Annotated in this window: 12 protein-coding genes; 6 read left to right on the plus strand and 6 right to left on the minus strand. The window is 64.7% G+C overall.

Annotated elements, in window-relative coordinates:
• Positions 1-4 precede the first annotated feature (4 nt).
• From FJZ36_07765 to FJZ36_07790, 6 genes are all read right to left on the minus strand, one after another.
• Complete coding sequence (locus FJZ36_07765; GenBank protein ID MBM3214794.1) at positions 5-1,324, minus strand: DUF3696 domain-containing protein; 1,320 nt, start codon at positions 1,322-1,324, stop codon at positions 5-7.
• Entirely contained in the window at positions 1,314-2,207 is an 894-nt protein-coding gene (gene cyoE, locus FJZ36_07770; GenBank protein MBM3214795.1) for a protoheme IX farnesyltransferase, read from the minus strand. Before cyoE ends, FJZ36_07765 begins: the two co-directional genes overlap by 11 nt.
• Positions 2,204-3,217 carry a heme A synthase gene (locus tag FJZ36_07775; GenBank protein MBM3214796.1) on the minus strand — a complete coding sequence of 338 codons (1,014 nt, stop codon included), beginning with the start codon at positions 3,215-3,217 and terminating at the stop codon, positions 2,204-2,206. Before FJZ36_07775 ends, cyoE begins: the two co-directional genes overlap by 4 nt.
• A gap of 27 nt (positions 3,218-3,244) precedes the next feature.
• Complete coding sequence (locus tag FJZ36_07780) at positions 3,245-5,035, minus strand: cytochrome c oxidase subunit I (protein ID MBM3214797.1); 1,791 nt, start codon at positions 5,033-5,035, stop codon at positions 3,245-3,247.
• Positions 5,036-5,064: 29 nt separating this feature from the next.
• Positions 5,065-6,042, minus strand: coding sequence for a cytochrome c oxidase subunit II (coxB, locus tag FJZ36_07785; GenBank protein MBM3214798.1), 978 nt, complete (start codon positions 6,040-6,042; stop codon positions 5,065-5,067).
• A 74-nt stretch (positions 6,043-6,116) separates the two neighbouring features.
• Positions 6,117-6,905: a hypothetical protein gene (locus tag FJZ36_07790; protein ID MBM3214799.1), complete on the minus strand. Its 789-nt coding sequence runs from the start codon at positions 6,903-6,905 to the stop codon at positions 6,117-6,119.
• Between the two features lie 403 nt (positions 6,906-7,308).
• Here FJZ36_07790 and FJZ36_07795 point away from each other — a divergent pair, with 403 nt between their 5' ends.
• The 6 genes from FJZ36_07795 (at position 7,309) to cobA (ending at position 12,084) form a co-directional block, all read left to right on the plus strand.
• Positions 7,309-7,608 (plus strand): hypothetical protein, encoded by a 300-nt coding sequence (locus FJZ36_07795; GenBank protein ID MBM3214800.1) that lies wholly within the window; start codon positions 7,309-7,311, stop codon positions 7,606-7,608.
• Positions 7,609-7,630: 22 nt separating this feature from the next.
• Positions 7,631-8,497, plus strand: a complete 867-nt coding sequence (locus tag FJZ36_07800; protein ID MBM3214801.1) for a DMT family transporter — start codon at positions 7,631-7,633, stop codon at positions 8,495-8,497.
• 18 nt (positions 8,498-8,515) lie between these two features.
• Positions 8,516-8,854 carry a hypothetical protein gene (locus FJZ36_07805; GenBank protein ID MBM3214802.1) on the plus strand — a complete coding sequence of 113 codons (339 nt, stop codon included), beginning with the start codon at positions 8,516-8,518 and terminating at the stop codon, positions 8,852-8,854.
• A gap of 8 nt (positions 8,855-8,862) precedes the next feature.
• A complete protein-coding gene (locus FJZ36_07810; protein ID MBM3214803.1) occupies positions 8,863-9,516 on the plus strand; it encodes a bifunctional precorrin-2 dehydrogenase/sirohydrochlorin ferrochelatase in 654 nt (217 codons plus the stop codon).
• Positions 9,517-9,610: 94 nt separating this feature from the next.
• The gene (gene hemC, locus FJZ36_07815; GenBank protein MBM3214804.1) at positions 9,611-10,564 is read left to right on the plus strand and encodes a hydroxymethylbilane synthase; all 954 of its coding nucleotides are present in this window, start codon (positions 9,611-9,613) and stop codon (positions 10,562-10,564) included.
• Positions 10,561-12,084, plus strand: a complete 1,524-nt coding sequence (cobA, locus tag FJZ36_07820) for a uroporphyrinogen-III C-methyltransferase (protein ID MBM3214805.1) — start codon at positions 10,561-10,563, stop codon at positions 12,082-12,084. Before hemC ends, cobA begins: the two co-directional genes overlap by 4 nt.
• Positions 12,085-12,089 lie beyond the last annotated feature (5 nt).

Raw genomic sequence — 12,089 nt, forward strand, 5'->3', positions numbered from 1 at the left:
TCCATCATCGGTCGCGATGGGTTCGCTGGGCGTCAAGATATGTGCGCTGTGCCTTCATTGTCACTTCGCCAAAGTCCTCGGGCCAATCGCCGAATCTGCCTCGCTTGTCGAGGTCCCGGCTATCCACCGCAGTTCGCCCATCGTCCTCACGCTTGAACCAGTGCAGCTTGACTAAATCGGGCGACAGTTCCCCCTTGGCGACAAGTGTCTGGATGCCCAACAGCAGCAGGTCGCTGTGCGTCTCGACGATCACCTGTACGCCGCGCTTGGCGGCGTCGGCGAGGCATTTCGCTAGGTTCCACTGAGCCTTGGGGTGGAGGTGGAGCTCCGGGTGCTCGAGGTACACGGCGCGTCCGCGCTCCGCGAACAAGAGCGCGACCAGAACGGGTAAGACGGCGCGCACTCCGATTCCGACGTCGTAAAGGTTGTCGTAAAAAGGGTCTTCGCCTTTCGGCATCCGAGCGATCTGAATGCTGATGTACATCCCATCGATTCGTTGGACGCGATAGTCGGAAGCCAGCTCAAGAGATCGCAACTGTTTTGTCAGATCGCCGGTTCTAGGATCGTTGGACTCGTGCCAGGCGGCGACAACCGATGCCGTGAACTCATCAAAGGTACCCGGGAACGGATCTCGTTCCTGCACGAGTATCGGATACCGTCCAACGTCGCGGCGATTTCCGCGAACGTAGAGGATGCGTCGGATCCAAGGTTCGATCCATAGTTCGATCGGAGGAATATAAGGTCGTATATGCCAACCCGTCGCATCTCGTGGTTTTGCGGTTGCGGTCAAAAAGCATCGATCCGCTTCGATACGAAGGTCGACGGTTTCTTTCAAAACTCCGAAAAGCTCGATGATCTCGTCGGCGGACATTCTCGGATGGATCGTTCTTATGCCAGCAGCGTTGTCGCTGAATCGCATTTCGGTCAGGACGAGCTTTCCCGAATGCGCGTCAGCGCGTTCGAATCGAAGCCATAGGCAGAGCCCTAAACTCGGATTCGGATGTGTGAATCCGATATTTAGCATATCCGCCGGCTCTCTCTCCGGGATGCGAGAAAGGAAGTTGTCAGGCAGCGAGTAATTCAGCAGCGCCCCGGACAACCTCAGGTCGCCCTCGCTTTGCGAATATCGATCCGGATCAAGCGTCTGCTTCATGAGAAGCAACGGCTGCATGATGCTCGACTTGCCCGAGCTGTTCTGCCCGGCAAGCACTGTGAGCGGACGTATCTCGATTGACGTCTGGTCGTAGAGGGACTTGAACCCCTGAACGTGGACGACGATCCGGTTCTGCTTGACGGAATCGACTTCTGGCAGATCAGAATCCATACGGAACCCGATCCAGCATCAACAGACCGAACAACAGCGGCAGGTACGCCACCGACGCCAGCAGAAGACGCCGCGCCTCCGGCACCGTCCGTCGCACGGCGAGCCGCACACCGACCCCCAAGAACGCCGCCCCCAACACAAGGGCTCCGACGAAATAAACGACCCCCGCGAACCCCATCACGCTCGGAGCCAGGCTGATCGGCACGAGCGCCAGGGTCGCGAGAGCGATCTGTCTGCCGGTCACCGTACCGTTCGTGTCCAGCACGGGCAACACCGGGAACCCACCATGGGCGTAGTCCTCGCGGAACATCCAGGCGATGGCGAGGAAATGCGGCACCTGCCACAGAAAGACGATGGAGAAGAGCACGAAGGCTTCGGCGTGGAGCGTCCCGCGAGCTGCCGCCCATCCGCCCAGCGGCGGGAGAGCTCCGGGGATCGCCCCGATGACCGTCGAGAGCGACGTGACGCGCTTCGACGGCGTGTACAGCCCGATATAGCTGACCACCGTCGCCAGGGCGAGCAACGCCGTCAGAGCGTTGGTGAACACCCACAGGTGGGCGCAGCCGACCACCGTGAGTCCGGTTCCGAACCACAGCGCTTCGCTCGGCAGAATCCTGCCGGTCGGAATGGGGCGCGACATCGTGCGGCGCATCTTCGCGTCGTGTTCGCGCTCGATGTACTGGTTCAACGCGCTGCCGCCGGATGCCGAGAGCGCGGTTCCGATGAGCAGGTGCGCAAGCGCCGTCCAGTCGATGGACGCTCCCGAGCCCACCCAGTAGCCGACGAGCGCCGTCACCGACACGAGGAAGGTGATGCGCGGCTTCGTCAGTTCGATGAAATCCGACGCGCGGCGGCGAACGATGGGCAGCGATGCGACGCTCATGCGCGCGATCCATGCGCCGTCGCCGCAGAAACCGCAGGTTCTGCGACGATAATGCAGCGCTTCCTGTGTTGCAGCAGGTAGACCAGCGTCGAGGCGAACATCAGGGCTCCGACGGCGACGTGAGCCGTGGTCGGAAGGACGCCCTTGCGCAGCCATACGGTCGCCGCGCCGAGCGCGATCTGGCACGGCAGCAGCACGGCGAGGGCTGTCGCGAGGGTGACGAACACGCGCTCGTGGCGATACCGACGGAACGTCTCGACGATGAGGGCGAGGACGATGAGCGTCGTCACGACAGCGCCGACGCGGTGCGCGAAGTGGAGGGCGATCTGCCCGCTCGTGGTCGGGGGCAGGTCCAGGTCGTAGATGAGCCAACGGTTGTAGAGCTCGAGGGATTCGGGTCCGAAGGACGGGATGAGCGCCCGGTATGCCATCGGGAAGTCCGGGATCGCCAGTCCTGCGCCGGCGTGCCGCACCCACGCGCCCAACACGGTCTGCGCATAGACCGCGAGCGCCGCGAGGAGCGTCAGGCGATGCAGGATAGCCGAGTTGGTGGGGAACTGGGGCACCTGCTCCCACGACGGCGACGTGAACACGGCAAGCGACAGAACCATGCCGAAGAAGCCCATCGCCAGCGATAGATGACTGACCGAGATCGCCGTCGGAAGCAGGAAGATGACGGTCAGCCCTCCCAGGACGGCTTGCAGAATCACGGCGACGAACGCGATCCCCGCGAGAATGCGGACGTAGCGCCGCGCGTCGCGGAGGGACACCCAGACCGCGAGGACCGCTGTCATGATCGCGACGGCTCCAGCGATCATGCGATGTCCGTGCTCGTAGAGGATGCCTCCGACCATCGGCGGGAAGAGCATGCCGTACGACAGAGGCCAGTCGGGAACCGCCAAGCCGGACCCGGTGCTGGTGACCAGGGCTCCGGCGATGAGCAGCAGGAGGGTGCATGCGGCGACCAGGACTGCGAACCGATGGAGCTTGGGGTTCTGTGTCGATCTCATCGTCGAGCCTTTCGAGCGTTCGTCCCACTAGTGACCGTGGGCGCTTTCCGACGCGACGCCGACATCCTGGGTCTGCGGCAGGTAGTCCTCGTCGGTGAGAGGACTGCTGTACTCGTACGGTCCGTGGTGCACGACCGGAATCGTCTCGAAGTTCTCCGGGATGGGCGGAGAGGTCGTCTGCCACTCCAACGTGTTCGCCTGCCACGGATTGTCGCCCGCGACCTTGCCCCAGCGAAGGGAACCCAGGAAGTTGATCATGAAGGGGATCTGCGCGACGCCCAAGACGAACGCCGAGATCGTGATGAACACGTTGATCGGCTGGAGGTGCTGCAGATGCGCGTACTGCGTCGGGTCGTAGATGCGCCGCATCATCCCGCCCATGCCCAGGACGTGCATGGGGAAGAACACGCCGTTCAGCGAGACGAACGTCAGCCAGAAGTGGATCTTGCCCCACAGCTCGTTCATCGTCCTGCCGAACATCTTCGGGTACCAGTAGTAGATGCCCGCGAAGATCGCCATCGCGCTGCCGGCGAAGAGGACGTAGTGAATGTGCGCGACGATGAAGTACGTGTCGTGGATGTAGATGTCAACCGCCGACGACGCCATGAAGATGCCGCTCAGTCCGCCGATGACGAACATGGAGACGAACGAGAGCGCGAAGCACATCGCCGTCGTGAAGCGGATCGTGCCGCCCCAGAGGGTTCCCAGCCAGTTAAACGTCTTGATCGCCGACGGCAACGCGATGAACGTCGTCGAGACCATGAACGTCGTCCCCAGAATCGGGTTCATCCCGCTCTGGAACATGTGGTGACCCCACACGACGAAGCCGAGTCCGGCGATCGCCGACAGGGAGTACACCATCGCCCGATACCCGAAGATGGGCTTCCGTGAGAACGTCGAGAGAACATCCGACACGACCCCCATCCCCGGCAGAATCATGATGTAGACCGCCGGATGGGAGTAGAACCAGAACAGATGTTGGAACAGGAGCGGGTTCCCGCCCTGACCGTGGAACATCGTCTCGCCCACGACCAACCCCTGCGGCAGGAAGAAGCTCGTGCCCACCGTGCGGTCGAGCAGGACCATACCCACAGCGGCGGTCAGCACGGGCGTCGCCAGAGCCGTCAGCAGCGACGTGATGAACAGCGCCCAGACCGTGAGCGGCATGCGGAAGAACGACATGCCGGGAGCGCGCATGTTCACGATTGTCGTGATGTAGTTGACCGCGCCCGCCAGCGATGAGAACCCGACCAGCAGCACGGCGATCAACCAGCAGTTGATGCCCAGCCCTTCGGTGACGACGCTTAGCGGCGGGTACGCCGTCCAGCCGCCTCCCATCGCGCCGCCCTCGACGGCGAACCCTGCCAGAGCGATGACGGCGGCGGGCCAGAAGAGCCAGTAGGAGTACATGTTCAGACGGGGGAACGCCATGTCGCGCGCCCCGATGTGGAGCGGGACGATGAAGTTCCCGAACGCCCCGACCAGCAGGGGGATGATGACGAAGAAGATCATCACCGACGCATGCATCGTGAAGAGCGAGTTGTAGAACTCCGGCAGCATGATGCCGCCCGGAGCCATCGCCTTGGGCAGCAGCTTGCCCAGCGGCATCGGAGCTCCGGGCCAAGCGAGCTGCCAGCGGACCATCATGGCGAGCCACCCGCCGATGATGAAGAAGAACAGCGTCGTGAAAAGGAATTGCCGCCCGATGACCTTGTGGTCGGTGGAGAAGACGTACTTGCGCAGGAACCCGAGCTCCTGCTCGTGGACATGCTGCTCATCGTGAGCCATGTCGTGTCCGACCACGGGAGTCGCGTGCATTCCTATCTCCTTGTCGACGCCGGTGGGAGTCAGTGGGCTTCGGCGTCAGCGGCGGGGGCTGCGGCTTCGGGGGCTGCGGGAGCCGCCGACTCGTCGGTTTGGGTCGCCTGGAGCTCCGCCGCCTGCTCGCTCAGCCATTGCTGAAATGAGCTTTCGGACTCGTGGACCGTGACATAGCCCTTCATGCGGTAGTGGCCCAGTCCGCATAGCTCGGCGCAGGCGATCTCATAGCTGCCTGCCTTCTGCGCTTGGAACGCGACGTTGACCAGCAACCCCGGAAGGGCATCCTGTTTGACGCGGAACTCGGGCAGGAAGAATGAGTGGATGACGTCGCGTGACGTGAGCCGGACACGGATGGGCTGACCCACTGGGAAGTGCAGTTGGTTGATCGTCAGGATATCGTCTGCGGACGCTGGGTCGTCGTAATCCAAACCGATGGGATTCATGGCATCGACCAACGCCGGGTTCCGTTTCCCGAACACGCCGTCGGCTCCGGCGTAGCGGATGTTCCACGCGAACTGTTGGGCGACGATCTCGATCTCGATGGCGCGGCTTGGCACGGTTCCCGTGAACTGGTCGGCCGGCCTGATCTGTGCCCAGACGCGCTGCGTCATGAGAACCAGCGCCGCCAAGAACAGCGCCGGAACAGCGGTCCAGATGATCTCGAGTTTGTTGTTGCCGTGAGAGTAGGTCGCGCGAGCGCCGGGTCGAGCCCGATACCGGACCAGAGCGATGACGAGCGCGAGCTCGACGCCGATGAAAACGACGCCCGTCAGCGCAAACACGAACCAGAAGAGCCCATCGATTTGCGCGCCCTGGACGGAGACGTTCTCCGGCATGCCCCACTTGCCGTGGTGGGCATAGGCTTCCTGCGCGGTGACGGCGCGGAGCAAGAGGACGTTGACGAGAGAGGCGACGGAGATAGCCGCCCAACGGGAGCGAGTCCGGCGTGACAGCACGGGACCCATCCGGCGGCGAACGCTAGAGACAAGGGTACCGATCGTCACGATGTCACCCTCCGGAGGCGATGCAGGGGCGTCGTGCCACGCCCCTGCTCGCACGACTCATACCGATCCTGGTCTCAGCTACCGACGGAGACGTCCTGCGTCGCCGCCTGGCCGTCCGTGACCTCGATGTCGAACGTCTTCTCGCCGTACTTCTCGTGCCACACGCCGACGGTGTACTTGCCAGCCGGCAGGTTCTTGATGGAGAACTGGCCGGAGCCGTCGGTCACGGCGAAGAACGGGTGGTTGAACACGCCCACGTACGCCGTCATCCACGGATGGACCTGGCACTTGAACTTGACCGGCGACGCTTCCGCCTGCGCGAACGTCTGCTGGATCGACGGCGTGTTGGGCGGCATCGCCAGATTGAAGCCGGCGTTCATGGCTGGCGAAGCCTGAACGTTGTGGAGCGTCGGATCGCTGTTGTGGACCGTGATCGACTGGCCCGCCTGGACGGCGATCACATGCGGCGTGTAGACGCAGTCGACCTGATCCAGTTCGGGGGAACCGGATGCGGGATACGTGCCGGAGATGCCGGACTTGACGTAGACGATCACGTTCTTGAGCGTGCCGTCGGCGTTGACGACGACCTCTTCGCTCTTGACCGGCGACGTGTGCGCCTTGGCGCAGGCGGGGTCGGCATCCATCTTCATTGCCGCAGCCTTCGGAGCGGTGCCAGTGAAGGTCACCTTGCCGCTGATCGAAGCGGTGCCGGTCGCGCCAGAGGCTGTGGCGGCGGCGGGAGCAGCCGCTGCGGGAGCGGCAGGACGCGCGGGCTTGTCTTCCTTCTTGCCGCAGCCGACTGCGATCGGCACGACGAGCGCCAAGGCGACAGACAGAGCTTTCACAGTGCGGAACTCAGCCACTTCGGACTCCTAGTTGGGATGCGTGCGATGAGGTTCGACGATGGACCGTGGAGGCGGTGGTGTGCGTTGGCGGCGCGTACAACATGAAGCCGTATACAGATGACCTCACGGCGCCATGTCTGCATACGACCCGATGTTTGCTGTGCCAGCGGGGCATGTACGAATGCTCGCGTCTTTCTGGCGTCGTGTCGATGCATCCACGTTCGCCGCGCGGCATTTCCTCACGTCACCTGCGCACGGAACCCGATTCGGTCACAACGCCAGGGGCAATTGTCTCATGGGCACTGGGGAGTGTCAAGCCGATTTGAGCGGACAAACCCGACTTCGGCTTGCCCGCGCAAGCCGTCTGTGACACGCTGAAGGTGACGTTTCGCTGCCTGGTTTCCTCGAGGCTCCCTGGCTGATGTCTCCGCAAACGCACGCCGGATCGGAACCGCGCCGAAGCGCGCTGGTTCTCGTCTTGGACGTCATCATAGCGGCGATCCCTTTCCTGGTCGTCGTGGTCGGCGTGATAGGCATTCTGCGGGGGCTCTTGATGCTCCTGCGCGGAGACGAGTCGTTGGTTCCCGTTTTATGGTCGGCGGTGTTCCCGATCTCGGTCGTGCTCATTGGGCTCGGAGTTCAGGTCCTGTTGGTGAAGTGGGTGCGGCGGCACGGATCAGTCGACGAGTACGAAGCGAAAGACGAGAGCTCCTTCCTGTGACGACCCATCGGTCGACGCCGATATGAGGAACACGGCGCTCGCCGGCGCGCTCGTCGCCATGACGGCGGTCTGGGGCTGGTCGTTCGTCGTCGTGCGCGACGCGATCTCCGGCTACAGCGTCTTGGGGTTCCTGGCGATTCGGTTCGCCATCGCCTCGGTGGTTCTCAGCTTCTTCTCAGCGAAGCGGCTGACTTGGCGCACGATCCGCGTCGGAGGCGGGATCGGACTCGTTCTCGCCCTGGGGTTCGTCCTACAGACGTTCGGATTGCGTTACACGACGGCGTCGAACTCCGGTCTCATCACGGGGTTGTTCGTCGTTTTCACGCCGATAGCGGATCGGCTGTTTTTCGGGCGGAGCCCACGTCGGGCGACTGTTGTCACCGTCGTCGCCGGGCTTGCCGGCATGGCGCTGCTTACGGGGCAGAGCCCGTCGGAGCTGCGGTTCGGCGATGGACTGACGCTGCTGTGCGCAGCGGCATTCGGGCTGCACATCGCTCTCCTGTCACAGTACTCCGCCAGCCACGACGCCGGCGCTCTGACGTTGGTGCAGGTCGCGTCGTGCGCCATCGTCTTCTCGATGTCGTGGCTCGCAGTGGAGCCGGTGACGATGCCGCCGCGCGAGACTTGGTTCGCGCTCGGTCTCACTGGAATCGTCGCCTCGGCGCTGGCGTTCACGGTGCAGACGGCGGCGCAGCAGCGGCTCTCCGCCGCGCGAACGGCGATCATCATCACCACGGAGCCGATGTTCGCGGCGATCTTCGGGCATCTCCTCGGCGGAGATCGTCTGCTGCCGGTGCAGTACCTGGGCGGCGTTCTGATCTTGGGCGCGGTCGTGTTCAGCGAGGTCGTCCCTCAACTGCGGGGACGGCTCGCCCGTGCAGTCGCTTGACGGTGGGAGAAGCCATCGATGCGTCGCGGCGGCGTCCGGCTCGAAGACGAATGGAATCGCGCTTGGAGGCTGGCGGTGAACCAGTTCCAGTTGGAGGCGATGGACTGCCGCGAGCTGCTCCACCTGGCGTATGAATCCGCCCATCGGGATCGGCGGAAGCGCGAAGCCGTCGATCTGATGAGCCGTGCGCGGGACCAGATGGCGAAAGCCCTTGGAGACTTGGAGCGAGCCCACCGCCGGTACCTCGCCCAACTCGCGATGATGCAGGAAGGCGTGGAGCACACGGTCGCTGAGCTCCGGGACGACTTCCGCGACGCCATGGCGCGACTCGTGCGGGAAGCGGACTCGTTGGTGTAGGACTTGGGATAGGACGAGGAGCTACGGTGCTGCCTTTGTTCCTCGATCTGGGCGGCGTTCCGGTGCTCGTCGTGGGCGGCGGCTCCGTCGCAGAGCGCAAGATCGCCTCGCTGCTGGGGGCGGGAGGTCGGGTCACGGTCGTGAGCCCCAACGCGACCAAAGAGGTTGCGGAGTGGGCTCGCCAGGGTCGGATCGCTTGGGAGCAGCGCGCGTTCGCTCCGAGCGATGTCTCCGGTATGCGGCTCGCCTTCGCCGCGACGAGCGTCCGAAAGGTGAATGCAGCCGTCGCGCAGGCGGCTCGCGATGCGGGCGTCTGGGTCAACGTTGCGGACTCGCACGAAGAGAGCACGGCGGTTGTGCCGTCGGTCGTTCAGCGCGGGGCTCTCGCAATCGCGGTCTCGACGGGCGGGTCGAGCCCATTGCTGAGCACTCGGATACGCCGCGAGCTGGAGGCGCGATATGGGCCCGAATACGCCGACCTGTGCGACCTGATGTCCGAAGCCCGTCGTCTCGCGGGGGAGTCGATCCCGAGCGCCGACGCTCGTCGCCGCTACTACGAGGCACTCCTCGATTCCGATCTCCTCGATCTCCTGCGAGCCCACAAGAGCGACGCGGCGCGCGAGCGGCTGACGGCGCTTCTGGCAGTGAGCTCGCGCGACTGAGACAGCCCGACGATCGGCATCCCTTTGCAGTCCGCTTGCCATTGGTTACACTAGGATTCGGGATTGGACCACTCTGGGAAGCGGTGAAGCGGTGATATCGACGAGCGCATCCGACGCGCGCGGTGCGGTTCCCTCCAACACGCTACGAATCGGCACACGAGGCAGCTTGCTGGCGCGAACCCAGACGGAGACGGTCGCGTTCGCCCTTCGTCAGGCGCATCCCGGGCTCGCCTGCGAGACGACGATCATCCGCACGCGAGGCGACGCCGAGAGGAACCGCCCACTCCCGGAAATCGGCGGCAAGGGGCTCTTCACCGAGGAGATCGAGCGCGCCCTTGCGCTCGAAGAGATCGACATCGCGGTTCACAGCCTCAAAGACCTTCCCACGAACCTGCCAGACGGACTGACCCTTGGAGCCGTGCCGGAGCGCGAATCGCCCTTCGACGCCCTGATATCCCGCGACGGCAAGGTACTCGCGGACCTCCCCGACGGCGCGCGGGTCGGGACGAGCAGCCTGCGACGCGCCGCCCAGCTCCGAGCCGTACGCCCCGACCTGCGGATCGGCTCTCTACGCGGGAACCTCGACACGCGCATTCGCAAGATGGAAACGGAAGGCTGGGACGCCATCGTCGTCGCAGCGGCGGGGCTCTCTCGGCTTGGGCGGCTGTCCGAGGCGGCCGAGCTTCTCAAACCTGAGACGATGCTTCCCGCTGTCGGGCAAGGAGCGCTTGGGATCGAGTCGCGCGAGAAGGACGCGGCGACCCGCCTTCTCCTGGCGGCGATCCACGACTCCGACACGGAGCGGGCGGTAACAGCCGAGCGCGCTTTTCTTGCGGCTCTGGGCGGGGGCTGCCACGTTCCCATCGGAGCCTATGCGACTGTTGAGATGGGCTCGCTAACGCTGATGGGCGTCGTCGCGAGTGTGGATGGGTCGGCGGTTCTCAGGGATACAGGCGCGGGCGACGACCCGGTCGCCGTCGGCTCCGAGCTCGCCCGGCGCATCCTCGCGATGGGTGCGCGAGCCATTCTGGAAAGGGCGGCTTCTTGAGCGGATGCGTATACCTCGTCGGAGCGGGCCCCGGCGACCCGAAGCTGCTGACGCTTCGGGCGAAGGAATGCCTCGAGCACGCCGACATCGTCTTCTACGACGCGCTGGCGAATCCGGCGGTTCTGCGATGGGCCCCGGAGACGGCGGAACGCATCTTCGTCGGCAAACGGTCGGGCGATCACGCGGTTCCCCAGGACGACATGAACGTGCTGCTGGTCAAAGCGGCGCAGAGTGGCAAGACGGTTGTGCGGCTCAAGGGCGGCGATCCGTTCGTCTTCGGGCGCGGCGGCGAGGAGGCGGAAGAGCTCCGTCAAGCGGGCATCGCCTTCGAGATCGTGCCGGGAGTCACCTCGCCCGTCGCGGCGACGGCGTACGCCGGTATCCCGCTGACGCACCGCGACTACGCCTCGTCCGTCGCGTTCGTCACAGGTCATGAGGACCCGACCAAGCCCGCGATGTCCGTCCGGTGGCGGAACCTCGCCCAGAGCGTCGATACGATTGCGATCCTCATGGGAGTCGGGAACCTGCCCGGCATCGTTGCGGAGCTGGTCGCCGGGGGGAAGTCGCCCGACACGCCCGCCGCCGCCGTGCAGTGGGGAACCACGCCCAAGCAGCGAGCGGTCGTCGCGACGCTGGGAACCCTCGCCGACGAAATGGTGCGGGTGGAGATCGGTTCTCCGGCGATCATCGTCATCGGGGGTGTCGCCCAACTCCGCGAGCGGTTGGCATGGTTCGACGCGCGTCCGCTGTTCGGACGGCGGGTCGTCGTGACGCGCGCGCGCGACCAGGCGAGCTCGCTCGTCGAGCTCCTGACGGAGCGCGGCGCGGAGGTCATCGAGTTCCCGACGATCCGCACGGAAGCGCCGGAGTCCTACGCGGAGCTGGACGACGCCATCGCCTCGTTGGAAACCTTCGACTGGATCGTGTTCGCCAGCGCCAACGGGGTGGAGCACTTCTGGGCGCGACTGGTTTCGGCGGGCAAGGACGCTCGCGCGTTCGGTTCCGCCCGCGTCGTCGCCATCGGGCCCGCGACGCAAGCATCGTTGGCGGCGCGGGGTATCGTTGCGGACTTCGTTCCCGCCCAGTCGCGTTCGGAGGCGGTTCTGGCGGAGTTCGACTCGGTTCGAGGACTGCGGATGCTGCTGCCCCGCGCCGAAGAAGGCCGCGACGTGCTCCGCGCCGGATGGACGGAAGCCGGAGCCAACGTCGTCGCGCCGACGGCGTATCGCACGGTTCCTGTGACATCGGATGCGGACGAGGTGCGCGCGCTGCTCGAAGCTCGCGAGATCGACGCGGTCACGTTCACCAGCGGATCGACGGTGGAGCACTTCTCGGCGGCGATCCGAGCCTCCGGGTTCGAGCCCTCCTATTGGCTGGCGGACGTCTGCGTCGCTACGATTGGACCCATCACGACGACCGCTGCCCAACGGCTTGGCGTGCCTGTGACGGTTGAGGCTTCCAGCGCCAACGTCGAGGCAGTCGTTGAAGCGCTCGTCGCGCATTTTGCCGCGCGGCGATAATCGAC

It is taken from the genome of Candidatus Poribacteria bacterium (genome assembly GCA_016866785.1).
Classification (GTDB): domain Bacteria; phylum Poribacteria; class WGA-4E.

Excerpts from the sequence above, each read along its gene's own strand:
- FJZ36_07765 (MBM3214794.1), bottom strand. The coding sequence starts at position 1,324 with ATGGATTCTGATCTGCCAGAAGTCGATTCCGTCAAGCAGAACCGGATC.
- cyoE (MBM3214795.1), bottom strand. The coding sequence starts at position 2,207 with ATGAGCGTCGCATCGCTGCCCATCGTTCGCCGCCGCGCGTCGGATTTC.
- FJZ36_07775 (MBM3214796.1), bottom strand. The coding sequence starts at position 3,217 with ATGAGATCGACACAGAACCCCAAGCTCCATCGGTTCGCAGTCCTGGTC.
- FJZ36_07780 (MBM3214797.1), bottom strand. The coding sequence starts at position 5,035 with ATGCACGCGACTCCCGTGGTCGGACACGACATGGCTCACGATGAGCAG.
- FJZ36_07795 (MBM3214800.1), top strand. The coding sequence starts at position 7,309 with ATGTCTCCGCAAACGCACGCCGGATCGGAACCGCGCCGAAGCGCGCTG.
- FJZ36_07800 (MBM3214801.1), top strand. The coding sequence starts at position 7,631 with ATGAGGAACACGGCGCTCGCCGGCGCGCTCGTCGCCATGACGGCGGTC.
- FJZ36_07805 (MBM3214802.1), top strand. The coding sequence starts at position 8,516 with ATGCGTCGCGGCGGCGTCCGGCTCGAAGACGAATGGAATCGCGCTTGG.